This is a genomic window from Plantactinospora solaniradicis, assembly GCF_042658085.1.
GTDB classification, from domain to species: Bacteria; Actinomycetota; Actinomycetes; order Mycobacteriales; family Micromonosporaceae; genus Plantactinospora; species Plantactinospora solaniradicis.
This window is the reverse complement of the sequence record NZ_JBHSPR010000020.1, coordinates 284,405-310,232: the sequence shown is the minus strand read 5'-3', so window position 1 is coordinate 310,232 and position 25,828 is coordinate 284,405. Positions and strand designations below refer to the sequence as shown.

The 25,828-nt window shown below is 70.8% G+C and carries 25 protein-coding genes; 20 read left to right on the top strand and 5 right to left on the bottom strand.

The window, feature by feature from the left end; all coding sequences use genetic code 11:
- Positions 1–131: 131 nt before the first annotated feature.
- From rplM to glmM, 3 genes are all read left to right on the top strand, one after another.
- Positions 132–575, top strand: a complete 444-nt coding sequence (gene rplM / locus ACFP2T_RS25745; protein ID WP_377425704.1) for a 50S ribosomal protein L13 — start codon at positions 132–134, stop codon at positions 573–575.
- A gap of 20 nt (positions 576–595) precedes the next feature.
- Positions 596–1,048 (top strand): 30S ribosomal protein S9, encoded by a 453-nt coding sequence (rpsI, locus tag ACFP2T_RS25740; RefSeq protein WP_377425701.1) that lies wholly within the window; start codon positions 596–598, stop codon positions 1,046–1,048.
- A 113-nt stretch (positions 1,049–1,161) separates the two neighbouring features.
- Positions 1,162–2,520: a phosphoglucosamine mutase gene (gene glmM, locus ACFP2T_RS25735; RefSeq protein WP_377425699.1), complete on the top strand. Its 1,359-nt coding sequence runs from the start codon at positions 1,162–1,164 to the stop codon at positions 2,518–2,520.
- A gap of 30 nt (positions 2,521–2,550) precedes the next feature.
- Here glmM and ACFP2T_RS25730 read toward each other — a convergent pair whose 3' ends face one another.
- On the bottom strand, positions 2,551–3,726 hold the full coding sequence (locus ACFP2T_RS25730; protein WP_377426208.1) for a pyridoxal phosphate-dependent aminotransferase: 1,176 nt from the start codon (positions 3,724–3,726) through the stop codon (positions 2,551–2,553).
- A gap of 40 nt (positions 3,727–3,766) precedes the next feature.
- Positions 3,767–4,954 carry an MmpS family transport accessory protein gene (locus ACFP2T_RS25725; protein ID WP_377425697.1) on the bottom strand — a complete coding sequence of 396 codons (1,188 nt, stop codon included), beginning with the start codon at positions 4,952–4,954 and terminating at the stop codon, positions 3,767–3,769.
- Between the two features lie 253 nt (positions 4,955–5,207).
- Between ACFP2T_RS25725 and glmS the strand changes: the two genes are divergently transcribed.
- The 7 genes from glmS to ACFP2T_RS25690 all read left to right on the top strand — a co-directional run bounded on the left by glmS (position 5,208) and on the right by ACFP2T_RS25690 (position 12,695).
- Positions 5,208–7,124, top strand: a complete 1,917-nt coding sequence (glmS, locus tag ACFP2T_RS25720) for a glutamine--fructose-6-phosphate transaminase (isomerizing) (RefSeq protein ID WP_377425694.1) — start codon at positions 5,208–5,210, stop codon at positions 7,122–7,124.
- 29 nt (positions 7,125–7,153) lie between these two features.
- Entirely contained in the window at positions 7,154–7,522 is a 369-nt protein-coding gene (locus ACFP2T_RS25715; RefSeq protein ID WP_377425691.1) for a holo-ACP synthase, read from the top strand.
- A 60-nt stretch (positions 7,523–7,582) separates the two neighbouring features.
- Positions 7,583–9,052 carry an NAD(P)H-hydrate dehydratase gene (locus ACFP2T_RS25710; RefSeq protein WP_377425689.1) on the top strand — a complete coding sequence of 490 codons (1,470 nt, stop codon included), beginning with the start codon at positions 7,583–7,585 and terminating at the stop codon, positions 9,050–9,052.
- Between the two features lie 47 nt (positions 9,053–9,099).
- Entirely contained in the window at positions 9,100–10,221 is a 1,122-nt protein-coding gene (gene alr / locus ACFP2T_RS25705) for an alanine racemase (RefSeq protein WP_377425686.1), read from the top strand.
- 38 nt (positions 10,222–10,259) lie between these two features.
- Positions 10,260–11,393: an alpha/beta fold hydrolase gene (locus ACFP2T_RS25700; RefSeq protein ID WP_377426206.1), complete on the top strand. Its 1,134-nt coding sequence runs from the start codon at positions 10,260–10,262 to the stop codon at positions 11,391–11,393.
- Positions 11,386–11,889 (top strand): tRNA (adenosine(37)-N6)-threonylcarbamoyltransferase complex ATPase subunit type 1 TsaE, encoded by a 504-nt coding sequence (gene tsaE / locus ACFP2T_RS25695; protein ID WP_377425685.1) that lies wholly within the window; start codon positions 11,386–11,388, stop codon positions 11,887–11,889. The genes ACFP2T_RS25700 and tsaE overlap by 8 nt, the downstream gene beginning before the upstream one ends.
- A gap of 119 nt (positions 11,890–12,008) precedes the next feature.
- Complete coding sequence (locus ACFP2T_RS25690) at positions 12,009–12,695, top strand: uracil-DNA glycosylase (RefSeq protein ID WP_377425681.1); 687 nt, start codon at positions 12,009–12,011, stop codon at positions 12,693–12,695.
- Here the strand turns inward: ACFP2T_RS25690 and ACFP2T_RS25685 are convergent.
- On the bottom strand, positions 12,684–13,376 hold the full coding sequence (locus ACFP2T_RS25685) for a GNAT family N-acetyltransferase (RefSeq protein WP_377425678.1): 693 nt from the start codon (positions 13,374–13,376) through the stop codon (positions 12,684–12,686). The genes ACFP2T_RS25690 and ACFP2T_RS25685 overlap by 12 nt on opposite strands.
- Positions 13,377–13,680: 304 nt before the next feature.
- Here ACFP2T_RS25685 and tsaB point away from each other — a divergent pair, with 304 nt between their 5' ends.
- The 8 genes from tsaB (at position 13,681) to ACFP2T_RS25645 (ending at position 22,259) form a co-directional block, all read left to right on the top strand.
- Positions 13,681–14,382 (top strand): tRNA (adenosine(37)-N6)-threonylcarbamoyltransferase complex dimerization subunit type 1 TsaB, encoded by a 702-nt coding sequence (gene tsaB, locus ACFP2T_RS25680; RefSeq protein ID WP_377425676.1) that lies wholly within the window; start codon positions 13,681–13,683, stop codon positions 14,380–14,382.
- A 13-nt stretch (positions 14,383–14,395) separates the two neighbouring features.
- Complete coding sequence (rimI, locus tag ACFP2T_RS25675; RefSeq protein WP_377425674.1) at positions 14,396–14,875, top strand: ribosomal protein S18-alanine N-acetyltransferase; 480 nt, start codon at positions 14,396–14,398, stop codon at positions 14,873–14,875.
- Entirely contained in the window at positions 14,868–15,914 is a 1,047-nt protein-coding gene (gene tsaD, locus ACFP2T_RS25670; RefSeq protein ID WP_377425672.1) for a tRNA (adenosine(37)-N6)-threonylcarbamoyltransferase complex transferase subunit TsaD, read from the top strand. The genes rimI and tsaD overlap by 8 nt, the downstream gene beginning before the upstream one ends.
- A gap of 43 nt (positions 15,915–15,957) precedes the next feature.
- Complete coding sequence (locus tag ACFP2T_RS25665; protein ID WP_377426203.1) at positions 15,958–16,212, top strand: hypothetical protein; 255 nt, start codon at positions 15,958–15,960, stop codon at positions 16,210–16,212.
- Positions 16,213–16,269: 57 nt separating this feature from the next.
- Positions 16,270–16,908 (top strand): hypothetical protein, encoded by a 639-nt coding sequence (locus ACFP2T_RS25660; RefSeq protein ID WP_377425670.1) that lies wholly within the window; start codon positions 16,270–16,272, stop codon positions 16,906–16,908.
- Positions 16,909–16,965: 57 nt separating this feature from the next.
- Positions 16,966–17,580, top strand: coding sequence for a hypothetical protein (locus ACFP2T_RS25655; protein WP_377425668.1), 615 nt, complete (start codon positions 16,966–16,968; stop codon positions 17,578–17,580).
- Positions 17,581–18,705: 1,125 nt separating this feature from the next.
- The gene (locus tag ACFP2T_RS25650) at positions 18,706–20,418 is read left to right on the top strand and encodes an ABC transporter ATP-binding protein (RefSeq protein WP_377425666.1); all 1,713 of its coding nucleotides are present in this window, start codon (positions 18,706–18,708) and stop codon (positions 20,416–20,418) included.
- Positions 20,415–22,259 (top strand): ABC transporter ATP-binding protein, encoded by a 1,845-nt coding sequence (locus ACFP2T_RS25645; RefSeq protein ID WP_377425663.1) that lies wholly within the window; start codon positions 20,415–20,417, stop codon positions 22,257–22,259. Before ACFP2T_RS25650 ends, ACFP2T_RS25645 begins: the two co-directional genes overlap by 4 nt.
- Here the strand turns inward: ACFP2T_RS25645 and ACFP2T_RS25640 are convergent, their stop codons facing one another.
- A complete protein-coding gene (locus tag ACFP2T_RS25640; protein ID WP_377425661.1) occupies positions 22,260–22,502 on the bottom strand; it encodes a hypothetical protein in 243 nt (80 codons plus the stop codon).
- A 634-nt stretch (positions 22,503–23,136) separates the two neighbouring features.
- Between ACFP2T_RS25640 and ACFP2T_RS25635 the strand changes: the two genes are divergently transcribed.
- Positions 23,137–23,826, top strand: a complete 690-nt coding sequence (locus ACFP2T_RS25635; RefSeq protein ID WP_377425660.1) for an ArsR/SmtB family transcription factor — start codon at positions 23,137–23,139, stop codon at positions 23,824–23,826.
- Positions 23,819–25,105: an MFS transporter gene (locus ACFP2T_RS25630; RefSeq protein WP_377425658.1), complete on the top strand. Its 1,287-nt coding sequence runs from the start codon at positions 23,819–23,821 to the stop codon at positions 25,103–25,105. The genes ACFP2T_RS25635 and ACFP2T_RS25630 overlap by 8 nt, the downstream gene beginning before the upstream one ends.
- Here ACFP2T_RS25630 and ACFP2T_RS25625 read toward each other — a convergent pair.
- The gene (locus ACFP2T_RS25625) at positions 25,083–25,826 is read right to left on the bottom strand and encodes a copper homeostasis protein CutC (protein WP_377425656.1); all 744 of its coding nucleotides are present in this window, start codon (positions 25,824–25,826) and stop codon (positions 25,083–25,085) included. The genes ACFP2T_RS25630 and ACFP2T_RS25625 overlap by 23 nt on opposite strands.
- Positions 25,827–25,828: the final 2 nt, after the last annotated feature.

Genomic DNA, 25,828 nt, shown 5'->3' with positions numbered 1-25,828 from the left:
GCCTGCTGTTGTGTGACAACCAAGTTTTTCACGTGACAGCCGAAGGCGTGCCGCTCAGGTACGCTTGGTCGTTTGTGCGTGCCTGGTGACCGGTACGCGACCCCAGACCGACGACGAGACAAGGTAGACCTGTGCGTACGTACAGCCCGAAGCCGGGTGAAATCGAGCGTCAGTGGCACGTCATCGACGCGTCAGACGTCGTGCTGGGCCGTCTGGCCACCCACGCCGCCACGCTGCTGCGGGGCAAGCACAAGCCGACTTTCGCGCCGCACGTCGACACCGGTGACTTCGTCGTCATCGTGAACGCGAGCAAGGTGGCGTTGACCGGCAACAAGCGACACACCAAGATCGCCTACCGGCACTCCGGTTACCCGGGTGGCCTGAAGCAGGTCCGTTACGACGACCTGTTGAACTCGCGCCCCGACCGCGCCATCGAGTTGGCCGTCAGGGGCATGCTCCCGCACAACAAGCTCGGCCGTAAGCTGATCGGGAAGCTGAAGGTCTACGCCGGTGCCGAGCACCCGCACGCCGCGCAGCAGCCGGTGCCGTTCGAGATCAAGCAGATCGCGCAGTGAGCGCGGACGAAGGAAGCAGCATGACCGACACCATCGCGACCGCCGAGGCCCCGGTGCCCGCACCGGTGGTCCGGGCTCCCCGTGGCGACCGCCCGATCCAGACCGTCGGCCGCCGCAAGGAGGCCATCGTCCGGGTCCGGATCATCCCCGGCTCCGGCAAGATCACCTGCAACGGTCGCGAGCTGGAGGCGTACTTCCCCAGCAAGGTGCACCAGCAGCTCATCAAGGAGCCGCTGGTGACCGCCGAGAAGGTCGAGACCTTCGACATCATCGCCAACCTGCGCGGTGGCGGCACCACCGGTCAGGCCGGCGGGCTGCGGCTGGCCATCGCCCGGGCGCTGATCACGAACGACCCCGACGACCGTCCGGCCCTGAAGAAGGCCGGCTTCCTCACCCGGGACGCCCGGGAGAAGGAAAGCAAGAAGTACGGTCTCAAGAAGGCTCGCAAGGCGCCCCAGTACTCCAAGCGCTGATCAGCGACCACACCTTGTACGTCTGATTGGAATGGCCGGAAACCGCCCCCTCACGCGGTGGCGCTTTCCGGCCATTCTGTTTTCCATCGGTGCGCTCTCCGGAGGTTTCGCGCATGGGGCGGCTGTTCGGCACTGACGGTGTACGCGGACGCGCGAACGCTGACCTCACTCCCGAGTTGTCACTCGCGGTCGCGGTGGCGGCCGCGCACACCCTGGCCGAGCAGGACCGGAGTCATCCACCGCTCGCGGTGGTGGGCCGGGACACCCGGGCCAGCGGCGAGATGCTGGAGGCTGCGGTGGTGGCCGGGCTGACCAGCGCCGGCGCGAACGTGATCCGGGTCGGGGTGCTTCCGACGCCGGGAGTGGCGTACCTGGTCGGCGAGGCCAAGGCCGACTTCGGGGTGATGCTCTCCGCCTCGCACAACCCGATGCCGGACAACGGGATCAAGCTCTTCGCGGCCGGCGGGCACAAGCTCCCCGACGAGGTCGAGATGCGGATCGAGGCCGCCGTCGAGGCGAACGGCGCCGCCGGTTGGCAGCGCCCGACCGGGGCCGGGGTCGGCCGGGTGCACGATCTGCTCGACGGCGCCGAACACTACGTACAGCACCTGGTCGGCACGGTCCCGCACCGGCTCGACGGGTTGAAGATCGTCGTCGACTGCGCGAACGGCGCGGCCTCGGAGGTCGCCCCGGTCGCGTACCAGGAGGCCGGCGCCGAGGTCATCTCGATCCACGCCGAGCCGGACGGCCTCAACATCAACGACGAGTGCGGGTCGAACCACCTCGACGCGCTCCGGGCCGCGGTACTGGAGCACGGGGCGGACCTGGGTATCGCGCACGACGGCGACGCCGACCGGTGCGTCGCGGTCGCCGCCGACGGCACCGAGGTGGACGGGGACCAGATCATGGCGATCCTGGCCCTGGCCATGCGGGACGCCGGGACGCTGACCCAGGACACCCTGGTCGCGACCGTGATGAGCAACCTGGGTCTGCGGCTGGCCATGTCGGCCGAGGGCATCCGGCTCATCGAGACCAAGGTCGGCGACCGGTACGTGCTGGAGGAGCTGCGGGCCTCCGGGTTCGCGCTCGGCGGCGAGCAGAGCGGGCACGTGGTGCTGCCCGCGTACGCCACCACCGGCGACGGCATCCTCACCGGCCTGCACCTGATGTCCCGGGTGGCCGCCACCGGGCGCACGCTGGCCGAGCTGGCCGCCGTGGTGACGAAGCTGCCGCAGGTGCTGATCAACGTCCCCGTCGCCGACCGTACCGTCGGGGCCGGAGCGCCGGCGGTGCTCGCCGCCGCCCAGCGGGCCGAGGCGGAACTCGGCGAGACCGGCCGGGTGCTGCTCCGGCCGTCCGGCACCGAACTGCTGGTCCGGGTGATGGTCGAGGCGCCGACGGTGCAGCTGGCCCAGGAGGTGGCCGAGCGGATCGCGGTCGAGGTGCGGAACGCCAGCCCCGTTCCGGCCTAGGCGAACACCGTAGCCGGCTGAGAGCGCGGCCTAGGCGAGCGCCCGCAGTCGGGAGACCGCCTCGGCGAGCACCTCCGGGCGCTTGCAGAACGCGAACCGGACCAGCCGCCGCCCCGCCTCGGCATCGTCGTAGAAGACCTGCGTCGGTACGGCCACCACGCCGCAGCGCTCCGGCAGCGCGCGACAGAACTCCATCCCGTCCCGACCACCCAGCGCGGTGATGTCGGTCGTGACGAAGTAGGTGCCCTCCGGGGAGAGCACCCCGAAACCGGCCTCGGTCAGCCCGGCGACGAGCTGGTCCCGCCGGGCCTGGAGATCGGCCCGGAACCCGTCGTAGTAGCTGTCCGGCAGGGCCAGCGCCACCGCGACCGCCGGTTGCAGCGGCGCACCGCCCGCGAAGGTCAGGAACTGCTTGACCCGCATCGTCGCGGCGACCAGTCGCGCCGGCCCGCTGGCCCAGCCGACCTTCCAGCCGGTGCAGGAGAACGTCTTGCCGGCCGAGGACACCCGCAGGGTGCGCTCCCACATCCCGGGCAGGCTGGCCAGCGGGACGTGTCCGGAGTCGGCGTCGGTGAAGACCACGTGCTCGTACACCTCGTCGGTGACCGCGTAGGTGTCGTACTCCTGGCACAGCTCCGCGATCAGCGCCAGTTCGGCGGCGTCGAAGACCTTGCCGGTCGGGTTGTGCGGCGAGTTGAGCAGCACCAGCCGGGTACGGGGGCCGAACGCGGCCCGCAGGTCCGCCGGGTCGAACGCGTACCGTCCGTTGTCGGCCGGGCGGAGCGTCACCGGCCGGCGGACCGCGCCGGCCAGCGCGATCGAGGCCGCGTACGAGTCGTAGTAGGGCTCGAAGCAGACCACCTCGTCGCCCGGCTCGCACAGTCCGAGGATCGCGGCGGCGATCGCCTCGGTCGCCCCGGCGGTGACCAGCACCTCGCCGTCCGGGTCGTACTCCAGGTTCCAGAACCGGCGCTGGTGCCCGGCGATCGCCGCACGCAGGGCCGGAATGCCGGGACCGGGCGGGTACTGGTTCTGACCGCCGCGCAGCGCGTCGGCCGCCGCGGCCAGCATCTCGGCGGGCCCGTCGGTGTCCGGGAAGCCCTGACCGAGGTTGACCGCGCCGGTGCGCACCGCCAGCGCCGACATCTCCGCGAAGATGGTGGTGCCGAACGGGCGCATCCGGCGTACCAGGGGATCGGAGTCCATCGTCGTCGTCACCCCGTCACCCTAGGCGCTCCGCCCCGGCTCACCCCGTGGTGAACCGCGAGCAGGTGGCGGTCGCGAAATCACCGCTGCCGGTCTTGGTGACGACCTCCTGCCCGTTGACGGTGACCTTGCAGGTGATATCGCCGGAGCCCCCGCCGGTCCGGATCGCGGTCAGGATCTTGGGGCGGTCCGCCGGAATCTTGAGTTCCTTCTTCCACGGCAGGTCGACGGTGCTGGCGTGGGTGGGCCGGCCGGACTGGTCGGTGTACGACAGCGTGGCGCGTCCCGAGCCGGTCACCTCGTAGACCACCGTCTGGCCGCTGCCGGAGTTACCGGAGTCGCCGGTGTCGCCGCTCGGTCGGCCGGAGTCCGGCACGGAGGTGATCTCCGGCGGGTCGAAGTCCTGGCTGTTCTCCACGCTCTTCCGGAACTGGTCCATCGCGGCGAACGGGCCGAGGCAGATCGCGACGCAGGCGCCGAGGACCAGGACCACCCCGATTACGACGATCACGATGATCGTCTTGTTGCTCTTCTTGGGCGGTGCCGGCGGGAACGGCCCACCGGGGGCGCCCGGCTGTCCCGGCTGGCCCTGCTGGTAGCCCGGGTAGCCGGGGGTGGCGCCGTACGGGTCGGGCCCGGGTGGGCCGGACTGCGGCGGGTAGACCCCGTAACCGGCGTCCTGCGGGTTCGGCGCTCCGCTGGTCGGGTAAGGCGTGGCCGGAGGAGCGGACTGCGGCGGGTACGCCTGGCCGGCACCGTAGGGCTGCTGCGGCTGCTGGCCGTAGCCGGGCTGTTGCGGCGGCTGGCCGTACGCCGGCTGCTGGCCGTAGCCGGGCTGCTGGCCGTATCCCGGCTGTTGCGGCGGCTGGCCGTACGCGGGCTGCTGTGGCGGCTGGCCGTACGCGGGCTGCTGTCCGGGCTGTCCCCAGCCGGGGCCCGACGTCGGCTGCTGCTCGTACGGGGTGGGCTGGGGCGGTTGGCCGTAGGTGCCGGGTTGCGCCGGCTGCGCCGGTTGGCCGTACGTCGTCGGTTGCGACGGCTGCGACGGCTGCGACGGTTGTCCGTAGGTGGACGGCTTGGGGGCGAACTTCGCCGTCGGCTGATCCTCCTCGGGTTCCGACGGGTCGGCAGGCCGGGGCTGCGGGGGGCCGTACTTCGTCGTCGGCGGCTCGTACTCCGAGGTGGGATCGTTCGGGTCGTACGACGAGGGGGGCGGCGAGTCGGTCATCGGGTCTGGCTCCAGATATGGCGGACAGCAGGGGGCGCGGCGGCGGAGGTGGTGCCGGGGGCGATGGCAGCGAATGCGCCAGTCACGGTACCGCGTCCCCGCTGGTCGCGATGTACCGGTGAAGAGTAGGCACGGCATTCAACAGGCCGCTCGTCCGGTTGATCCGATGGAGCACCATAACGAGCAGGCGGTGTGATCGAACGACCATGTTTCGAGCACGCCATATGAGCGAACTTAGGTTAGGCTGCGGGCCATGTGCGGAATCGTGGGATACGCCGGCGCCAGGCCGGCGCTGGGCATCGTGCTGGACGGGTTGCGGCGGCTGGAGTACCGCGGCTACGACTCGGCCGGCGTGGCGGTCGTCTGCGAGGGCGAGCTGCTGACCGAGAAGAAGGCCGGCAAGTTGGCCAACCTGGAGAAGGTGTTGGCCGAGCGGTCGGCGGCGGACCCGGTCTGCGGCGACGGCGCGACCGCGCCCGGCATCGGGGTCGGGACCACCGGGATCGGACACACCCGGTGGGCGACCCACGGCGGGCCCACCGACCGCAACGCGCACCCGCACAAGGCGCGGGACGGGCGGGTGGCGGTGATCCACAACGGGATCATCGAGAACTTCGCGAAGCTCCGGGCCGACCTGGAGGCCGAGGGCGTCGAGTTCAGCAGCGACACCGACACCGAGTGCGCCGCACACCTGATCGCCGGCGAGCTGGACCGGCTGCGCGCCGCCGGTGAGCCCGACGGGCCGAGGCTGCTCGCGGTCGCCATGCGGCAGGTCTGCCAGCGGCTGGAGGGCGCGTTCACCCTCCTCGCCGTCGACGCCGGGATCCCCGGTGCGGTGGTCGGCGCCCGGCGCAACTCGCCACTGGTGGTCGGTCGGGGGATCGGGGAGAACTACCTGGCCAGCGACGTCTCCGCGTTCATCGAGCACACCCGCGAAGCGGTCGAGCTGGGCCAGGACCAGGTCGTACTGATCACCGCGGACGACATCGAGATCACCGACTTCGCCGGAGCGCCCGCGAGCGGCAAGGACTTCCACATCGACTGGGACGCCTCCGCCGCCGAGAAGGGCGGCTACGACTACTTCATGCTCAAGGAGATCGCCGAGCAGCCACAGGCGATCGCGGACACCCTGCTCGGCCGGCTCACCGAGAACGGCGAGATCGCCCTCGACGAGGTCCGGCTGAGCGACCAGGACCTGCGCGACGTCGACAAGGTCTTCATCGTCGCCTGCGGCACCGCGTACCACGCCGGGATGGTGGCGAAGTACGCCATCGAGCACTGGACCCGGATCCCGTGCGAGGTCGAACTGGCCAGCGAGTTCCGCTACCGCGACCCGGTCCTCGACCGGTCGACGCTGGTGGTGGCGATCTCCCAGTCGGGCGAGACCATGGACACCCTGATGGCGCTCCGGCACGCGAAGGAGCAGAAGGCCCGGGTGCTGGCGATCTGCAACACCAACGGCTCCACCATCCCGCGCGAGTCCGACGCGGTGCTCTACACCCACGGCGGTCCGGAGGTCGCGGTCGCCTCGACCAAGGCGTTCCTCACCCAGTTGGTGGCCTGCTACCTGATCGGCCTGCACCTCGCCCAGGTGCGCGGCATCAAGTACGCCGACGAGGTCGCCGCGGTGGTCGCCCAGCTCCAGGAGATGCCCGACAAGCTGCGGGAACTGCTCGCCGGCATCGAGCCGGTCCGGGAACTGGCCCGCGACATCAAGACGGCGCCGACCGTGCTCTTCATCGGCCGGCACGTGGGCTTCCCGGTCGCCCTGGAGGGCGCGCTCAAGCTCAAGGAGCTGGCCTACATGCACGCCGAGGGGTTCGCGGCGGGCGAGTTGAAGCACGGGCCGATCGCACTGATCGACCAGGGCACTCCGGTGGTCTGCGTGGTGCCCTCGCCGGCCGGTCGGGGGATGCTGCACGACAAGATCGTGTCGAACATCCAGGAGATCCGGGCCCGGGGCGCCCGGACCATCGTGATCGCCGAGGAGGGGGACACGGCGGTGACGCCGTACGCCGACCACCTGATCTACGTGCCGCGTACGCCGACCCTGTTGGCGCCCCTGGTGACCACGGTTCCGTTGCAGGTGCTCGCCTGCGAGATCGCCGCGGCCCGGGGGCACGACGTCGACCAGCCGCGCAACCTGGCCAAGTCGGTCACCGTGGAGTGAGTGCCCGCGCCCGCCGGTAGGGTGGGGCGGTGATCGTCGCAGTCGGCATCGACGTCGTTCTGGTCGATCGGTTCGCCCGGGCGCTCGCGCGCACACCGTTGCTGGCCGATCGGTTGTTCACCGAGGCGGAGCGCTGTACGGGGTCGGGCAATCCACGCTCGCCCGAGTCGCTCGCCGCCCGGTTCGCCGCGAAGGAAGCGGTGGCCAAGGCCCTGGGTGCGCCGGCCGGCCTGCACTGGCACGACTGCGAGGTGGTCTCCGATCCCGACGGCCGGCCGTGGTTGACGGTCTCCGGCACGGTCGCCGCCGCCGCCACCGAGCGCGGGGTGCAGCGCTGGCACCTGTCGCTGTCCCACGACGGCGGCATCGCGTCGGCAATGGTGGTGGCGGAGCAATGAGAATGGTGGCGGAGCGATGAGGCCGGCGTGGCGGGTCGCCGACGTACGGGCGGCGGAGCGATGAGGCCGGCGTGGCGGGTCGCCGACGTACGGGCGGCCGAGGACGGCCTGCTGGCCACACTGCCGCCGGGCACCCTGATGCAGCGGGCGGCCGGCGGACTGGCCGGACACTGTGCACGGCTGCTCGCCGACCGGGGCGGCGTCTACGGTGTCCGGGTGCTGCTGCTCGTCGGCGCCGGCAACAACGGTGGCGACACGCTCTACGCCGGTGCCCGACTGGCCGGGCGGGGCGCCGCCGTCGCCGCCCTGCTGCTGGCACCGGACCGGGTGCACGGCGATGGACTGGCCGCGCTGCGCTCGGCCGGTGGGCGGGTGGTGGCGGAACTGCCGGACCGGGCCGACCTGGTGCTGGACGGCATCGTCGGGATCGGTGGCTCCGGTGGGCTGCGTGAGCCGGCGGCCAGGGTGGTGGCGGCGCTGTCCGGCCTGCGTACCCGTTCCGGGGAACGGCCGCCGGTGGTCGCGGTCGACGTACCGAGCGGGGTCGAGGTGGACTCCGGCGACGTACCCCGGTCGGTCGGCGGGCCGAGCACGGTCACGGCCGACCTGACCGTCACCTTCGGCTGTCTGAAGCCGGCCCTGGTGGTCGGGCCGGCGGCCGCTCGCGCCGGGCGGGTCGAACTGGTCGACATCGGACTGGAGCCGTGGCTGCGGGCCGATCCGGCGCTGCGGGTCAGCGAGGCGTCGGACGTACGCCGCTGGTGGCCCCGACTCGGGCCCGAGGAGGAGAAGTACAGCCGGGGCGTGGTGGGTCTGGCCACCGGCTCGGCGACGTACCCGGGTGCGGCGGTGTTGTCGGTCGGCGGCGCGGTCGCCGGCCCGACCGGCATGGTCCGGTACGCGGGCGGCGCCAGGGCCGAGGTGTTGCGCAGGTACCCGTCGGTGATCGCCACCGAACGGGTCACCGAGGCGGGCCGGGTGCAGGCCTGGGTCTGCGGTTCCGGGCTCGGCACCGGCGATTCCGCCACCACCGAACTGCGCTGCGTCCTCGCCACGTCGGTACCGGTGGTGCTGGACGCGGACGCGCTCACGCTGCTGGTGGACGGGTCGATGGCCGACCGGCTGCGGGACCGGGACGCGCCGATCGTGGTGACTCCGCACGACCGGGAGTACGCCCGGCTCTGCGGCGAGCCACCCGGTGCCGACCGGGTCGGGGCGGCGCTCCGGCTGGCCGCCTGGATGAACGCGGTGGTCCTGCTCAAGGGGGACCGGACCGTGATCGCCACCCCGGACGGGCGGGCGGTGGCGAACCCGACCGGCACCCCGGCACTGGCCACCGGCGGCACCGGAGACGTGCTGGCCGGGTTGCTCGGTTCCCTGCTCGCCGCCGGTCTGCGCGCCGACCGGGCCGCGATCGCCGCCGCGTACCTGCACGGGCTGGCCGGGCGGGAGGCGGCCCGGCACGGCCCGGTGACCGCCGCCGACGTGGCCGCCGCGCTGCGCCCGGTGATCGCCGCGCTGCCCCGGTAAGCGGCCACCCGGGACCAACTCGATCTACCGAACAGTAGGCTGGGCGCATGTGGCAGGCCGAGGTACGCGTCGACCTTGACGCGATCCGCGACAACGTGTCCCGGCTGCGGGCCGGGACGACCGCCGAGCTGATGGCCGTGGTGAAGGGCGACGGGTACGGCCACGGCATGCTGCCCTCCGCCCGCGCCGCGCTCGATGCCGGCGCGGACTGGCTGGGCGTGTGCACCCTCGACGAGGCGTTGACGCTGCGCCGGGAGGGCGTCACCGCGCCGGTGCTGGCCTGGCTGCTCGCCCCGGGGCTGCCGCTGCACGACGGTGTCACGGCCGGGGTGGACCTGGCTGCGGCGAGCCTCGGCCAGCTCGCCGAGCTGACCACCGCCGCCGAGCGGGCCGGCCGCCCGGCCCGGACCCACCTCAAGATCGATACCGGCCTGTCCCGGGGCGGCGCGACCCTCGACGACTGGCCCGAGCTGCTCGAAGCCGCCGCGAAGGCACAGGCCGACGGGGTGGTCGAGGTGGTCGGGGTGTGGAGCCACCTGGTGTACGCGGACGCGCCCGGCCACGCCACCATCGACCGGCAACTGGCGGCCTTCCACGAGGGGCTCGCCCTGGCCGAGCGGGCCGGACTGCGGCCCCGGTACCGGCACCTGGCGAACTCGGCGGCCACGCTGACCCGCCCCGACACGCACTTCGACCTGGTCCGGCCGGGGATCGCGCTCTACGGGCTGTCGCCGGTGCCGGGCGAACAGTTCGGGCTGCGACCCGCGATGACCGCCCGGGCCCGGGTGACGCTGACCAAGCGGGTACCGGCCGGCACCGGGGTCTCCTACGGGCACACGTACCACACCGAACGGGAGACGACGCTTGCCGTCGTACCGCTGGGTTATGCCGACGGGGTGCCCCGGCACGCCTCCAACGTCGGCCCGGTCCAGCTCGCCGGCCGGACCCGCACGGTTGCCGGCCGGGTCTGCATGGACCAGATCGTGGTCGACTGCGGCGACGACCCGGTGGCACCGGGGGACGTGGCGACGCTGTTCGGCAGCGGCGCGGACGGCGGACCGACCGCCGACGACTGGGCCGAGGCGATCGGCACCATCAACTACGAGATCGTCACCAGGTTCGGCGGGGTCCGGGTGCCCCGGGTGTACGACGGGCAGGAGCCCCGGTGACCGGGCGGCCCAGAAGCCGGAAGTTGCCGACACCACGGATACCCGCTCAGCGGCAGCCCAGCCGGCGCCCGGCGACCCGGACGGGGCTGTTCCGGGTGGCCGGCATCCTCGGCGCGGCGGCCGGGGTCGCGGCGGCCGGGATCGCGGCGGGGGTGGCCGCCGAACGGGCGGTGGTACGCCGTTCCAAGGCGGCACCGGGTGACCGGTACGCGACCGAGGAGTTCGGCGCGCTGCCGTACGGCGAGTCGTACGAGATCGAGACCCCGGACGGCACCGACATCCACGTGGAGCTGGTCGGGCCGGTGTCCGGGCCGGAGCGGCCGACGCTGGTCTTCGTGCACGGCTTCTGTCTCGACATGGGCACGTTCCACTTCCAGCGCAAGGTGCTCACCGAACAGGGCGAGGACCGGATGGTCTTCTACGACCAGCCGGGACACGGCCGGTCGGGTCGGCTGGAGTCGGGCGAGTACCAGCTCCAGGCGCTCGGCGAGGCGCTCCGTTCGGTGATCGACCGGACGGCACCGACCGGGCCGCTGGTGCTGATCGGGCACTCCATGGGCGGGATGACGATCATGGCGTTCGCCGAGCGGTACCCCGAACTCTTCGACGAGCGGGTGGTCGGCACCGTGCTGATGGCCACCTCGGGCGGCCTGGTCGCGGAGACCAAGTTCGGCCTGCCGGCGATCGTCGCCCGGGCCGGTGCTCCGCTGCTGCCGGTGGTCGACAACGCCACCCGGCTCACCGGTACGGTGATCGACCGGGCCCGGCGGGCCTCGGCGAACCTGGCCTGGCTGCTCACCAGGCGGTACGGCTTCGGCACCCCCACACCCAGCCCGGCGCTGGTCTCCTACGTGGAGAAGATGAACTCCCGTACCTCCACCGAGACCGTGGCGCGTTACCTGCGGACGATCTACACGCACGCCCGCTATCCGGCCCTGGCCGCACTTCGGAACACGCCTACTCTGGTCATCGTCGGCGAACGTGACATGATCACGCCGGTCACCCACTCCGAGGAGATCATCCGCTGGCTGCCGGAGGCCGAGTACGTCAAGATCCCGGACAGCGGGCACGTGGTGATGCTGGAACACGCCGACGAGGTCAACGAGGCCCTGCTGGACTTCCTCGACCGGCTGCCGGGACGGGTAAAGGATCGGGGCACCTCGGATGAGTGATGCGGTACGCGGAACAGACCTGGTACGCGAGCTGCCGACCGTGGCGGACACCCGGGACTTCGGCCGCCGCCTCGGCGGGCTGCTGCGCCCCGGGGACCTGCTGGTGCTCACCGGACCGCTGGGCGCCGGCAAGACCGCCCTGGTGCAGGGGATCGCCGCCGGCCTGCGGGTGCTGGGCGACATCACCTCGCCGACGTTCGTGATCGCCCGGGTGCACCGCCCCGATCCGGCCCGGGACGGCCGGACGACGCTGGTGCACGCCGACGCGTACCGGCTGGGGGACGCCGTCGATCCCCGGGCCGAGATCGACGATCTCGATCTGGACGCGTCGGTGGACGACGCGGTCACCGTGGTCGAGTGGGGCGAGGGCATGGTCGAGCACCTGGTCGACGCCCACCTGCGGGTGTGCATCGACCGTCGGGACGACGACACCCGGACGATCGAGCTGGTTCCGGTCGGCGGCGACTGGGCCGACCGGCTCGCCGGACTGCGCTGACACCGCCGTTCCTCGTGTCGTCGGACCGGTCTTCTGTTGTGTCGTCGTACCGGGCTTCTGCCGTGTCGTACCGGACTTCTAGAGTGCGGGAAACGATCGTGGAATCCGAGAGGTTACCGATGACTTTGGATCTTCCGGCCCTGCTGCCTCCGGCCTGGCAGGCGGCGCTGACGCCGCACCTCGACCCGGCCGAGACGGCGGCCCTGGGCGAGTTCGTCGCCGGGGAGTACGCGACGCAGACGGTCTTCCCGCCGGTGGAGGACCTGTTCTCGGCCTACCGGCTGTGCGCGCCGGAGGACACTCGGGTGCTGATCCTCGGTCAGGATCCCTACCACAAGGCGGGGCAGGCACACGGGCTCAGCTTCAGCGTCCGGGACGGTGTCTCCGTTCCGCCCTCGCTGCGTAACGTCTTCAAGGAACTGGCCGAGGACCTGGGTGTGCCGGTGTCGCGCAAGGGCAACCTGACCCGTTGGGCGAACCAGGGTGTGCTGTTGCTGAACGCGGTGCTGACCGTGCGGCAGGCCACCCCCAACTCGCACGCCAACAAGGGCTGGGAGGCCTTCACCGACGCGACGATCAAGGCGCTGGACGCCCGACCCGACCGGGTCGTCTTCCTGCTCTGGGGCGGGTACGCCCGGAAGAAGGCCGCGCTGGTGACGAATCCGGCGCACGTGGTGCTGGAGGCCGGCCACCCGAGCCCGATGAACCCGCGCGGCTTCCTCGGCAGCCGCCCGTTCAGCGCCTGCAACAAGGCGCTCGCCGACGCCGGTCGGCCGACCATCGACTGGGACCTGTCAGCCGGCTGAGTCCGTCCCCGACTCCCGCTCGCGCTGGTCGAGGTGTCCGAGCCGGCAACCGCCGACCTGTTGCGCCGCCGGCGCGAGCGGCAACGCCCACATCTCGCGGGTCATCTCGTATTCGACCTCGCCCAACTCTGCTCCCGGCAGCGGATCATCGAAGGGAGGGAAGTATGTGCGTACGTACTGCATGCCGATGGCCTCCATCACGCCGCGGGACCCGGTGTTCACCGCCATGGTCTGCGCGATGACCCGGCTCTGCCCGACGGTGTCGAAGGCATGCCGCAGCAGGGCACGGGACGCCTCGCTGGCCAGGCCCTTCCGCCAGTACCGACGGACGAGGCGGTAGCCCAGGTCTGTGACGGTGGGGTCGTCAGGCTGGTCGGGGCCGTGCGCTGGTGGGAGCATCAGCAGCCCGATGAACTCACCGTCGTCCTCACGTGCCGGCGGCGTCGAGCCACGTGCGCCGCCATCAGACCCGAACGCCATCCAAAAGCCCAGGCCGTCGACCTTGCGTGCCAGGGCCATCCTCCGCGAATGGGATTTGACCACCTCGTCCCTGGATCGCGCCCTGCCGCTGATGTACCGAAGCACCTCCGGATCGGAGTCGAGCTGAACTTCCAGGTCGAGGTGTCCGTCGGCAAGTGGGACCAGCAGCAGACGGTCAGTGCGCAAGATCGGTTGGGGCATCCGGCAACGATCGCATGGTGGTGTCAGCGGCGCGATCCGATTTGTTGCATGCTGGGTCAGGCCGTTCCGACCAGTGCGATGCCACCGAGTCATAAAGATGACTCGGTGGAATATATGCCCCGCAAAGCATATTTTTTTCCTCACTGGGCCACCGCCGCTGACGTCATCGTGGTGAGGACCAGACAAATTACGGGCCGGTGGCCAGGTCAGGCCACGTCCACCGCAGCCGGGGACCGGTGAGGGCCCGCGTCACGCTGGCCCGGGTCGTGCCAGCGGTCGGCGGCCGCCCGGTTAGGGTGCCTATGTGCTCGTACTCGTGCTGGACTCGTCGACCCCGGCGGTGACCGCGGCCCTGGCGGAGATCACCGCCGACGCCGTTCTGCTACGCGCCCAGCGGAGCGTCGTCGACGCGCGGGCCCATGGAGAGCTGCTCGCACCGCAGGTGGCCGAGGTGCTCGCCGAGACCGGCGCGAAACCGACCGACCTGGCCGCCGTCGTCGTCGGGCTCGGACCCGGACCGTTCACCGGGCTGCGGGTCGGCCTGGTGACCGCGGCGAGCATGGGTCAGGTGCTGGGCATCCCGACGTACGGCGTCGGCTCGCTGGACGCCATCGGGTACGCCGCCACCCATCCCCGCTCGGACGCGGCGCCGGAGATCGGCCCGGTGCTGGCGGCCACCGACGCCCGACGTCGGGAGATCTACTGGGCGGTCTACGACCTGACCGGGGAACGGCTGGTGGGCCCGTCGGTCGACGCCCCCGCCGTCGTCGCCGAGCGGGCCCGGGAGCTGGCCGTCCGGGTCGCGGTGGGCGAGGGGGCACAGCGGTACGCCGACATCCTCGCGCTGTCGCCACGGGCCGGGCTGGACTACCCCCCGCCCTACGCCCTGGCGGAGCTGGCGGCCGACCGGGTCCGGGCCGGTGCGCCCGGTGACCAGCTCACGCCGCTCTACCTGCGCCGACCCGACGCCGTCGCGGCGGCCAGCCGGAAGCCGGTCCTGCAGTGAGGACACGTCTGAAGTGACCAGGCTGAGTCCGTTCCGCTGGTGGCACATCTCGGAGGCGCTGCCGATCGAGGAGGACCTGTTCGGCGCCGAGCGGTGGTCGGCCGGGATGTTCTGGAACGAGCTGGCGAACGGGCACTACTACCTGGCGGCGCTGGACTCGACGGATGCGCTGATCGGGTACGCCGGACTCGCCGTCGCGCCGCCGGACGAGGCCTGGGTGCAGAACGTGGCCGTACGCCGGGACGCCCAGCGCAGCGGCATCGGCCGTACCCTGCTCACCGCACTGCTGGCCGAGGCGACCCGGCGCAAGGTCCGGAGCGTCCTGCTGGAGGTGGCGGTGGACAACGCTCCGGCCCAGCGCCTCTACGCCGCGTACGGCTTCGAGCCGATCGGGGTGCGCCGGGGCTACTACCAACCGAGCAACACCGACGCGCTGGTGATGCAGGCCGACGTGGAGCTGGCAAGAGAGAGCGAGCAGGCGAAAGATGGCTGACGAACCGCTGATCCTCGGGATCGAGACGTCCTGCGACGAGACCGGCGTCGGGATCGTCCGGGGGCACACCCTGCTCGCCGACGCCATCGCGTCCAGTGTGGAGGAACACGCCCGGTTCGGCGGGGTGGTGCCGGAGGTGGCCAGCCGGGCACACCTGGAGGCCATCGTGCCGACCATGCGTCGCGCGCTCGACGACGCGGGGGTGACCCTGGCCGACATCGACGCGATCGCCGTCACCGCAGGCCCCGGCCTGGCCGGCGCGCTGTTGGTCGGAGTGGCCGCCGCCAAGGGGTACGCGCTGGCCGCCGACAAGCCCGTCTACGGGGTGAACCACCTGGCCGCGCACGTCGCGGTGGACACCCTGGAGCACGGGCCGCTGCCCGAGCCGGCGATCGCGCTGCTGGTCTCCGGCGGGCACTCCTCGCTGCTGCTGGTGGACGACCTCGCCACCGGGGTCACGCCGCTCGGTGCCACCATCGACGATGCTGCGGGCGAGGCGTTCGACAAGGTGGCCCGGCTGCTCGGGCTGCCCTTCCCGGGCGGCCCGCCGATCGACCGGGAGGCGCGGGCCGGTGCGGCGGATGCGATCCCGTTCCCGCGCGGCCTGACCGCGCCGAAGGACCTCGCTGCACACCGGTTCGACTTCTCCTTCTCCGGGCTCAAGACCGCGGTGGCCCGCTGGGTGGAGGCGAAGCAGCGGGCCGGCGAGCCGGTGCCGGTGCCGGACGTGGCCGCCTCGTTCCAGGAGGCGGTCTGCGACGTGTTGACCAGCAAGGCCATCGCGGCCTGCCGGGACCGGGGCGTCGAGACACTGGTGCTCGGCGGCGGGGTGGCGGCAAACTCCCGACTGCGGGTGCTCGCCGAGCAGCGGGCGGCGAAGTACGGCATCCAGGTCCGGGTGCCCCGTCCGAAGCTGTGCACCGACAACGGCGCCATGGTCGCCGCACTCGGCTCGCACCTGGTCGCCGCCGGAGTCGCACCGAGTCGGCTGGACCTGCCCGCCGATTCCGCGATGCCACTCACGATCGTCAGCGTGTAGTGTTCCGGCGGCATCGGGGGCGGCGGGAGGAGCGATGACCGACGTGATCGTACGGATGTGGGAGGTACGCGCCGAGCGGGCCGGGTTCGCCGACCTCATCTCGTGGGTCTGTGACACGGCTCTGCCCGACCTGGAGCACAACCCGCTGCACATCTCCAGCGAGGTCTTCTCCTCGACAGACAACCGGCTCGTGGTCATCTCCAAGTGGCGCGGCGACCCGGTCTCGTTGCCCGATCCGCCGGCCCGGATGCTCGCCCGGACCCCGCACGTATGGGATTTCGCCCAGGTCGACCGCTGACCCTCTGTCGTATTCTCGACCACCCCACGTGTCGGTCCGGTCTGCCATCATGGCCGGGTGCAAAGTGGAAGGCATCAATATCGTCTTGCGGTTGGCTTCCAGCGAGGAATCGAACTCGGCTTCATGGTCGTGTATCTGACTGGCGCTGTGGCCGCCATTGTCGCGGTCTGCAGTGGCTACGCTCTGGGGAAGTTCCTGGTGCAGGTGGTCGCCGACGGCGTCGACCCGCTGAACTGGGGGCCTTTCTCCCTGCCGTCCGTGATGACCGTGATTTTGGTCGTACCGCTGTGGTTCTGGATGCTGGTCGTGATAAGGAGCATCTATCCCGGGGCGTGGTTGATGGGCACACGGCTGACTGTGCAAGATGGCCTCCGCCGCGTCATCGACCTGGCTGATGCCCGGTCGATGTCACTGCATTCGACCACCGAGAGGCTGGCCGTTCCGGCGTCGGTCAGCGGTGTGGGTTCGCCTCCGATGGTCCCGCTGCTTCTCGTGTGCTCGGACAGTCGTGAGGTGCGGCTGCGGCTGGCCAGTCGCGAGCGGGTGCTGCTGCCACCGGCGCAGTTGGTCCTGTTGGCCAACGCCCTGTCCGCCGCGCGCTGTCCCGGCGCGGCGGAAACGGTCGCCTGGCTGCGTGCCACGGCGGCGTCCACACAGGCTTATCGCTGGAGCCCGTATCCTCCGGGCCGTCGCTGACTCACTGTCGTAATCTTGACCACCCCACGTGTCGGTCCGATCTGCCATCATGGCCCGGTGCACACCGGGGTACATCGATATCAACTGTCCGTAGGGTTCCACGGCTCCCGTGCGATCCGGGCGGTGCTCGTGGCGGTGCTCGGCGGCATGGCCGCGCTCGCGTCTGGATGTTTGGGACTAATCATCGGAATGATGATGCTGTGGGTCGTCCCCGATGAACCCAGTACTCCGAAAGCCTGGGCCTATCTGCCGTTCGCGCTGGCCGGAGTGCTTACCACGGCGGTAGTGATCTATGTCGTGCTGACGATGACGTTCGGCATCAGGCTGGATGCCTGGCTGGAGGGGACCCGGCTGACAGTGCGGGGTCTCCGGCAGCGAACGGTCGACCTGGCTGCCGCGCGTACGGTCGCGCTGCGGCGGACCAACCAGAGGCTGGTGGCTCCGGTACGCCGTAGCGGGGTGGTCGGGCCTACCCAGTCGGTGGCTTTGCTGGTCGTGACCACTGATGCTGGTGCTGTCCGGTTGCGGTTGGCCACCCGCGAGGGGATTCAGCTACCACCGGAGCAGTTGCTCGCGCTCGCCAATGCGTTGTCGGTCGCACGCTGTCCGGGCGCCACGGAAGTGGTGGCTTGGCTGCGTGGTACGGCTGTCCATGTCCAGAGTGGCCCATGACGGCAGACGCCTGATCGATGTCCTCGGCCGTCCAGGTGTGGAGCCGTCCACGAATAGGTCTGTTAGTCCTAACGCCAGTTGATTACGTCTTTGGGGGGACATGAACACCGAGCGCGACATTGTTCGGCTCAAGCGGGAAGCCGAGCAGATTGCCTGGCAAATGGATGGCTCTGACATTGCGGGAACAGGTGCCGACGCGTCTGGACTCGTGCGGGTGTGGCTCGACGGTGCGGGACAGATGGAGCGAGTAGAAATCGGCCGGGATTGGTGGCGTGATATCGGTCCGGACCGACTGTCAGCAGCGATCCTCGACGCGCTAAATCGGGCGGTCAGCGATCGGTTGGTGGCATGGTCTGCCCGAGTGGTTGATCGCCAGAGAAGCGAGCCGCCCATCGATTGGCAACCCCCGAACGACCGGGCATCAAACAAGAGCATGCCGGAGTTCGGGGATGCCGGGCAGGTTCCTGTAGGAGACGACCGGGCCGATCGGGTGTCGCAGGTACTTGACTTGCTCAATGCTGCAATGTCTGAGTTGGATGATTACCGCCAGCGGGTCGACGAACAAGCTCGGAGACAAGTGAACGGCCGTAGCGGAGGCGACCGGGTCACCGTCGTCATGGCGGGTGCCGAGGTGACGCAGTTAGAAATCAGTCGGCGTTGGCTGCACGAGCAGCCGACGGGACAGGCTATCGCCGCTGAAGTTCGCGACGCCTGCCGTGACGCGTATATACGGGTGGCTCAGCAGAGTGCTGCGACCCTGGCATCCGTACCGGCCGTGGCGCAGGTGGCGGGGATCCTGCGGCGAACGGCGGAACTCCGGCCCGGACGACTCCTGACGGGACATGGGCGTAGACCTCTCGAAGATCGGGCGGTGGGAACCGTTGCTCCCGGCGACCTCGGGTTGGGACGGTCGCGGGTGGCGTCAGCCGTCCGTCTGCACAGGCGGAGCGGTACAGCGGCGGGGCCGGTACAGCGGCAGAGCGGTACAGGCACGCGGGCCCCGAAACGGCTCGCACCCGATCGAGGACAGGACTATCACGGGAGGTGGCATCCCGGCTACCCCGAGTCAAATCCACTGTGAAAACCGGTGGCGATCGTGGCGATTGGTCCCATAGCGTCGCCGGGATGCGCTCATTACCTGTTCCCGATCCCGGCGTGGCGGACCAGCGTTCGGCGACCAGGTTTCTGCTCTGGCTCGCGGCACGGATCTGGCCGACCCTCGTCGGCGGGATGGTGCTGGGCATCGTCAGCTTCGTCGGTCAGGCGCTGATGCCGGCGGTGCTCGGCAAGGCGATCGACGCCGGTCTGGTTGCCCGGAACACCGACGCGCTGGTCCGCTGGGGGCTGCTCCTGCTCACCCTCGGCATCTCCCAGGCGATCGTCGGGATCGTCCGGCACCGGTTCGCCAGTTTCAACTGGCTGGCCGGGGCGTACCGGACCGTCCAGCTCACCGCCGACCAGGCCAACCGGCTCGGCGCGACGCTGCCCAAGCAGCTCGCCACCGGCGAGGTGGTCAGCATCGGCACCGCCGACATCAACCACATCGGCGGGGCGCTCGACATCCTCTCCCGGGGTACCGGGTCGCTGTTCGCCGTTCTCACCATCACCGCGATCCTGCTGACCACCTCGGTGCCGCTCGGGCTGGTGGTGGTGCTCGGCGTACCGGTGCTGATGACCGTCGTCGCGGTGCTGATCCGGCCGCTGCACCGGCGCCAGGAGACGTACCGGGACCAGCAGGCGACCCTCACCACCCGGGCCAGCGACATCGTGGCCGGGCTGCGGGTGCTGCGCGGGGTGGGTGGCGAGGCGGTCTTCGCGGCGCGGTACCGGGCGGAGTCGCAGACCCTCCGGCACGGTGGGGTACGGGTGGCCAGGGTGGAGGCGCTACTGGAGTCCACCCAGATCCTGATGCCCGGCATCTTCCTGGTGCTGGTGACCTGGCTCGGCGCCCGGTTCGCGCTGCGCGGTGAGATCACCGTTGGCCAGCTCGTCTCGTTCTACGGTTACACCGTCTTCCTGATCGGCCCGTTGCGGATGCTGACCGAGGTGATTGACCGGCTCACCCGGGGACACGTTTCCGCGCGTCGGGTGGTCGGGATGCTCAACCTGCGGCCGGAGATCGAGGAGCCCGCCCGCCCGGTCCAGGTTCCCGAGGGGGCCGGCGAGCTGGTCGACGTGGAGTCGGGACTGGCGGTGCGGCCGGGCAGGCTGACCGCGCTGGCCGCAGCCGCCCCGGAGGACGCCGTCGCCATTGCCGACCGGCTCGGCCGGTACGCCGACAGCGAGGCGACGCTGCACGGCGTACCGCTGCGGGAGCTGGCGCTGGGAACGGTCCGGCGCCGGATCATGGTGGCCGACAACGACGCGCGGCTCTTCTCCGGGCCGCTCCGCACCGAGCTCGACCCGCACGACCGGGCCGACGACGCGACCATCGACGCGGCTTTGGTGGCGGCCAGCGCCATGGACATCGTCGAGGCGCTGCCCGGCGGACTGGACGGTCGGGTCGCCGAGCGGGGCCGGGAGTTCTCCGGCGGGCAGCAGCAGCGCCTCCGGCTGGTCCGGGCGCTGGTGGCGGATCCGGAGATCCTGATCCTGGTCGAGCCGACCAGCGCGGTGGACGCGCACACCGAGGCGCGGATCGCGCGGCGGCTCGGTCCGGCACGGCGCGGCCGGACCACCCTGGTCTGCACCACCAGTCCACTGGTCCTGGACCAGGCCGACCACGTGGTCTTCGTCTCCGACGGCAAGGCGGTCGCCGAGGGCCGGCACCACGAACTGCTCGATTCCGAGCCGCGCTACGCCGCCGTCGTCACGCGGGTCGAGGAGGGAGAGGCATGAGTACGGCGTTGCCGGTCGCGGACGCGGCCCAGGTCCGGCAGTACGCGCGGGTGCTGATCCGCCGGCATCCCCGGGCGCTGGCCGGTGCCCTCGGCCTGCACGCGCTGGCCGCGATCACCGGGTTGGCGGCGCCACGGCTGATCGGTGACCTGGTCGAGGGGATCTCCCGGGGCGTCGGCACGGTCACCGTGGACCGGATCGCGCTCGCGATCGCCGGCTTCGTGCTCGCCCAGGCGGTGCTGATGCGGTTCGCGCACTTCGCCTCGGCCCGGCTCGGCGAGCGCGTACTCGCCGAACTGCGTGAGGAGTTCATCGACCGGATTCTCGCCCTTCCGTTATCCACTGTGGAGAAGGCCGGCACCGGTGACCTGCTCACCCGGACCACCCGGGACGTCGCGGCGCTGTCCAGGACGGTCCGGTTCGCCGTTCCGGAGACGCTGATCGCGATCGTGACGGCGTTCTTCGTCGTCGGCGCCGTGCTGCTGACCGATCCGCTGCTGATCCTGCCCGGCCTGGTCGCGGCACCGGTGCTGTGGCTGTCCACCCGGTGGTACCTGCGCCGCGCCACCCCCGGTTACCTGGCCGAGAACGCCGCCTACTCGGACATCACCGACGGGATCAGCGAGACCGTCGAAGGCTCCCGCACCACAGAGGCGCTGCGGCAGCAGGCCCGGCGGCGGGCGCGTACCGACGCGGACATCGGCCGGTCGTACCAGGCCGAGCGGTACACGCTGTTCCTGCGTACCGTCTATTTTCCGATCGCCGAGACCGGTTATGTCCTGCCGGTCGTCGCGACCCTGGTCCTCGGCGGCTGGTTCTACGTCGAGGGCTGGGTGACCCTCGGCGAGGTCACCGCCGCCACCCTCTACGTCCAGCAGTTGATGGACCCGATCGACCGGCTGCTGTCCTGGTTGGACGAGCTTCAGGTCGGTGGGGCCTCGATGGCCCGGCTGCTCGGCGTGGCCCGGCCCGGCGGCGACAGGCCGGCGCCGGCCGGAGAACAGCCGGAAGAAGAACAGCCGGGAGAAGAACAGCCGGGACAAGAACAGTCGAGAGAGCGGCGGCTGGCCGCCCGCGATGTCCGGTACGCGTATCAGCAGGGGCGGGACGTGTTGCACGGCGTCACGCTGGACCTGGCGCCGGGGGAACGGCTGGCCGTCGTCGGCCCGTCCGGGGCCGGTAAGTCAACCCTCGGGCGACTGCTCGCCGGCATCCACCGTCCGCTCGCCGGGTCGGTGACCGTCGGTGGGGTGCCTCTGGCGGACCTGCCACTGGCCGACCTGCGCACCGAGGTCGCGCTGGTCACCCAGGAACACCACGTCTTTCTCGGTACGCTCCGCGACAATCTCACGATGGCCCGGCCGGACGCCACCGACGAGCGGGTACGCGCCGCGCTCGCCGCCGTCGACGCGCTCGACTGGGCGGAGCAGTTGCCGGACGGCCTGGACACGATGGTCGGCTCCGGAGGGCATCCGCTCGCTGCCGCCCAGGCCCAGCAACTCGCCCTCGCCCGGCTGGTGCTCGCCGATCCGCACACGCTGGTGCTGGACGAGGCGACATCGCTGATCGATCCACGGGCGGCCCGGCACCTGGAGCGGTCGCTGGCGGCGGTGCTGCGGGGCCGTACCGTCGTCGCCATCGCGCACCGGCTGCACTCCGCGCACGACGCGGACCGGGTGGCGGTGGTGGAGGACGGCCGGATCACCGAGCTGGGGCCACACGCCGAGCTTGTCGCGGCCGGCGGCTCGTACGCGGCACTCTGGCGCTCGTGGCACGGCGACCGGGACCGTGCGCAGACCCACCCCGAGCCGGAGGAGGACCCGAGGCGGGTCGGCGGGTGATCAATTCTTCGGTGCCAGGATGCCCTTGTCGATTCGATGGCCTTCGGCGACCTTGGCGAGTTCTTCGTACAGTCGGTCCGGTTGATTGGGATCAAGTTCGACGCCTGGCGGCACCTCAATCTCCGTCGCGCGTAGACCGGGATGTCCCGTGGATACAACCTCTACGGGCGTCGAGTCGCCCGACGGGGAGGCCGCCAGGCCCACAATATTGCCGTTGTTGTCGTGGTAAGCCGTCAGGCGCATCGAGAACCTCCTCAAGGTCCAATTACGGTCAGCGCAACGGAGAAATATCTCACCGTATAGTTGCCACGGTTCCAGATATTGAATCCCGCGTAGGCGTAGGTGAAGACGAGATCTCCCTGTCGCGAGGGAACCATGGTATTGAAGACCTCGGGCACAAGTAGGGTCTGGGTAGCATGTGTGGTGCTGGTGCCCACTAGAGTGTCCGGGCAGCACATTGCCTGGACGGTGCCAGTCTTGTATCGATCGCTCGGCCCATACGACAACCACAGGCCTTGTCCTGGGGCCAGGTTCCAGGTCCAGTACTGGATTTGATGGAAGACACTTGCCATGATTCCGCCTAAGAGATCGGAAGAAAGTGTGCGCGACCTATTTCCCGGTAGCGTCACGCTCATGGCCATGACCATAACTCAGGAAAATGGTCAACAGTTGTTAGTGTCAACTCTCTGACCTGGGGCGTTGTTTATGGATCTCGCGACCAGGGGTCGAAGAACGGTTTCCTGACCGCTGTTATTAGCGTAGTCGTTCTCAATTTCCTTCGGCCGGCATGACGTTCGTGCCGTCGTGCGCGGCCCTCGGCGAGCGGGCCGCGCCGCCCCACTTGCAAAGAAGTCTTTGCAAGGCTACCTTTGCCAACATGTCTAGGGATGAGGTTCGGCTCAGTCCGACGTCGCTGCGTGGTCTGGCCCATCCACTGCGGGTGCGGATGCTCAACGTGCTCCGGGAGGACGGTCCCGCCACGGCCACCCTGCTCGCCCAGCGGCTCGGCCAGTCGACCGGCGCCACCAGCTACCACCTGCGGCAACTCGCCCAGTACGGGTTCGTGGTCGAGGAGCCCAAACGCGGTCCTGGCCGGGAGCGGTGGTGGCGGGCCGCCCACCAGAACACGATCCTCGACCGCGAGGTCGGCCGGGACGCGGTGGCGGATGTCGAGACCTATCTGCGGGCGGTGGCCTCGCTGTACGCCGAGCGGGTCGACCGCTGGCTGAACGAACTGGGGAACATCCCCGAGGAGTGGGAGGACAAGGCCACCCTCAGCAACTGGCGGTTCCGGCTGACCGCCGCCGAGGCGGGCGAACTCTACGAGGCGTTGCACGAAGTGCTCGGCCGCTACCGGCGCGACGATCCCGACGTCCCGGCACCGGACGGCGCCGAGGCGTACGTCGTGCAGGCGCAACTCATGCCCTTCTTCCAACAGCGCGGCGACGACGACGGGTCGGTCGAGGGCAACGACGGGTCGGTCGGGGGCGACGACGGATCGGTCGGGGGCGACGACGGATCGGTCGGGGGCGACGACGGATCGGTCGGGGGTGGCGACGATGAGTAGGGACCGCCGGCCACTGATCGGGTTGCTGACCGCCGGGACGATCTCGACGACCGGCAGCGTGATGAGCCTGGTCGCGCTGCCCTGGTTCACCCTCGTGGTCACCGGCAGCGCGGCCCGGACCGGGGTGGTGGCGTTCGCCGAGATGCTGCCGTTCGTCCTCACCTGCGCGCTCGGCGGTCCGCTGATCGACCGGCTGGGGGCCCGCCGGGTCAGCATCGTGGCCGACCTGGGCAGCGCGGTGGCGGTCGCCGCCGTACCGCTGCTGCACCGGGCCGGCGGACTCGGGTTCGGCACGCTCGTCGGCCTGGTCGCCGTGGCGGGCCTGCTGCGGGGATTCAGCGACTCGGCGAAGCGGGTGGTGTTCCCGAAGGCCGTTGCGGCGGCGGGAACCCCGATGACCCGGGCGACGAGTCTGAACGACGGACTGAGCCGGCTCGGTACGCTCCTCGGCGCACCCTTGGCCGGGCTGCTGGTCGCCGTGTTCGACGCACCGACGGTGCTGCTGATCGACGCGGCGAGCTTCGTGGTCGGGGCGGGGCTGTTGACACTGGCGCTACCTGCCCGGACGTTCGGCGGCCCGGAGTTGGCGGCCCGCGCCGCCGACCGGGAGCCGTACCTGACCGCGCTCCGCGCCGGCCTGCGCTTCCTGCGCGGGGAGCCCCTGGTGCACGGCATAGTCCTGCTGCTCTTCGTCACCAACCTGGCGGACGCCGCCTACAACTCGGTCCTGCTTCCGTTCTGGGCCAAGGAGGTCGTCGGGTCCTCGGCCGCGCTCGGCTTCCTGACCGGTTCCTTCGCCCTGGGTGCGGTACTGGGCAACGCGGTCTTCACCGTCGTGGCGCCCCGGGTTCCCCGGTTCGCGGTCTTCGCGGTGGGGTTCCTGATCGCCGGGGCCCCCAGATTCGTCGCGCTCGCCTTCCTGGACCCGCTCTGGGCGATCTACCTGGTCTCCTTCGTCGCCGGGGTGTCGATCGCCGCGATCAACCCGATCCTCGGCGCGGTCAGCTTCGAACGGATTCCGGAACACCTACGGGCCCGGGTGCTCGGGCTGACCCAGGCGGCGGCCTGGGCCGGCATCCCACTCGGCGGGCTGCTCGGCGGGGCGGCCGTCCAGGGCGTGGGGCTGCCGGCCGCATTCCTGCTGTTCGGCTCGGCGTACCTGGTGGTGACCCTGATGCCGTTCGTCCTGCCGGTCTGGCGGGAGTTGGATCGGCGGCCCTCCCCGACCGCCGATCCCACCCCCATCCCCGCCCCCGTTACGGGCGCACCGTCCCGATGATCTGGCCGATCCGCTCCTGCGAGGTCTCCGAGCGCTGGTATTCGGAGCGGCTCAGCACGCCGCCCATCTTCGGTACCGGGTTGCGGTGGATCGCCGGACCGTCCGACGTGACCATCGCGGCGAAGTGGAACTCGTCGGCACCGGTCGCCGCGACGACCCGGGCGACGGTCCGCTCGTTGATCCCGCCGGCGGGCATGACCACGATCCGGCCGTCGGCCTTGCGGACCAGTTCGGCGAGAAGCGGGGCGCCGGCCAGCGCGCTGTCCTCCTGGCCGGAGGTGAGCACCCGGTCCACCCCGAGTTCGATCAGTTGCTCCAGTGCCTCGAACGGCTGCCGGACCATGTCGAAGGCCCGATGGAAGGTGATGCTCGCGCCGTCGGCCGCCTCGATCAACCGTCGGGTGGTCGGCACGTCGACGTCACCCTCGGGGGTCAGCGCCCCGATCACGATGCCGTGCGCGCCGACCGTCGCCGCCGCCTGCACGTCCCGGACCATCGCCTCGATCTCCAGCGGCGAGTAGATGAAGTCACCGGCCCGGGGCCGCACGATGACGTGTACCCGGATCCGGCTCACGCTCCGCAGCGCCACCTCGATCGTGCCGATGCTCGGCGTCAACCCACCCTCGAACAGCGCCGAGCAGAGTTCGACGCGGTCGGCACCGGCCCGTTCCGCGGCCATGGCCCCCTCGACGCTGTCGATGCAGATCTCGAACCTGGTCATCC

Bases quoted from the DNA above. Each gene is read 5' to 3' on its own strand.
- ACFP2T_RS25685 (WP_377425678.1), bottom strand. From the start codon at position 13,376: ATGCCCCAACCGATCTTGCGCACTGACCGTCTGCTGCTGGTCCCACTT.
- ACFP2T_RS25730 (WP_377426208.1), bottom strand. From the start codon at position 3,726: ATGGACTCCGATCCCCTGGTACGCCGGATGCGCCCGTTCGGCACCACC.
- ACFP2T_RS25725 (WP_377425697.1), bottom strand. From the start codon at position 4,954: ATGACCGACTCGCCGCCCCCCTCGTCGTACGACCCGAACGATCCCACC.
- rpsI (WP_377425701.1), top strand. From the start codon at position 596: ATGACCGACACCATCGCGACCGCCGAGGCCCCGGTGCCCGCACCGGTG.
- ACFP2T_RS25650 (WP_377425666.1), top strand. From the start codon at position 18,706: ATGCGCTCATTACCTGTTCCCGATCCCGGCGTGGCGGACCAGCGTTCG.
- ACFP2T_RS25635 (WP_377425660.1), top strand. From the start codon at position 23,137: ATGTCTAGGGATGAGGTTCGGCTCAGTCCGACGTCGCTGCGTGGTCTG.
- tsaE (WP_377425685.1), top strand. From the start codon at position 11,386: ATGAGTGATGCGGTACGCGGAACAGACCTGGTACGCGAGCTGCCGACC.
- glmS (WP_377425694.1), top strand. From the start codon at position 5,208: ATGTGCGGAATCGTGGGATACGCCGGCGCCAGGCCGGCGCTGGGCATC.
- ACFP2T_RS25625 (WP_377425656.1), bottom strand. From the start codon at position 25,826: ATGACCAGGTTCGAGATCTGCATCGACAGCGTCGAGGGGGCCATGGCC.
- tsaD (WP_377425672.1), top strand. From the start codon at position 14,868: ATGGCTGACGAACCGCTGATCCTCGGGATCGAGACGTCCTGCGACGAG.
- ACFP2T_RS25640 (WP_377425661.1), bottom strand. From the start codon at position 22,502: ATGCGCCTGACGGCTTACCACGACAACAACGGCAATATTGTGGGCCTG.
- ACFP2T_RS25690 (WP_377425681.1), top strand. From the start codon at position 12,009: ATGACTTTGGATCTTCCGGCCCTGCTGCCTCCGGCCTGGCAGGCGGCG.
- ACFP2T_RS25645 (WP_377425663.1), top strand. From the start codon at position 20,415: ATGAGTACGGCGTTGCCGGTCGCGGACGCGGCCCAGGTCCGGCAGTAC.
- ACFP2T_RS25630 (WP_377425658.1), top strand. From the start codon at position 23,819: ATGAGTAGGGACCGCCGGCCACTGATCGGGTTGCTGACCGCCGGGACG.
- ACFP2T_RS25710 (WP_377425689.1), top strand. From the start codon at position 7,583: ATGAGGCCGGCGTGGCGGGTCGCCGACGTACGGGCGGCCGAGGACGGC.
- glmM (WP_377425699.1), top strand. From the start codon at position 1,162: ATGGGGCGGCTGTTCGGCACTGACGGTGTACGCGGACGCGCGAACGCT.
- alr (WP_377425686.1), top strand. From the start codon at position 9,100: ATGTGGCAGGCCGAGGTACGCGTCGACCTTGACGCGATCCGCGACAAC.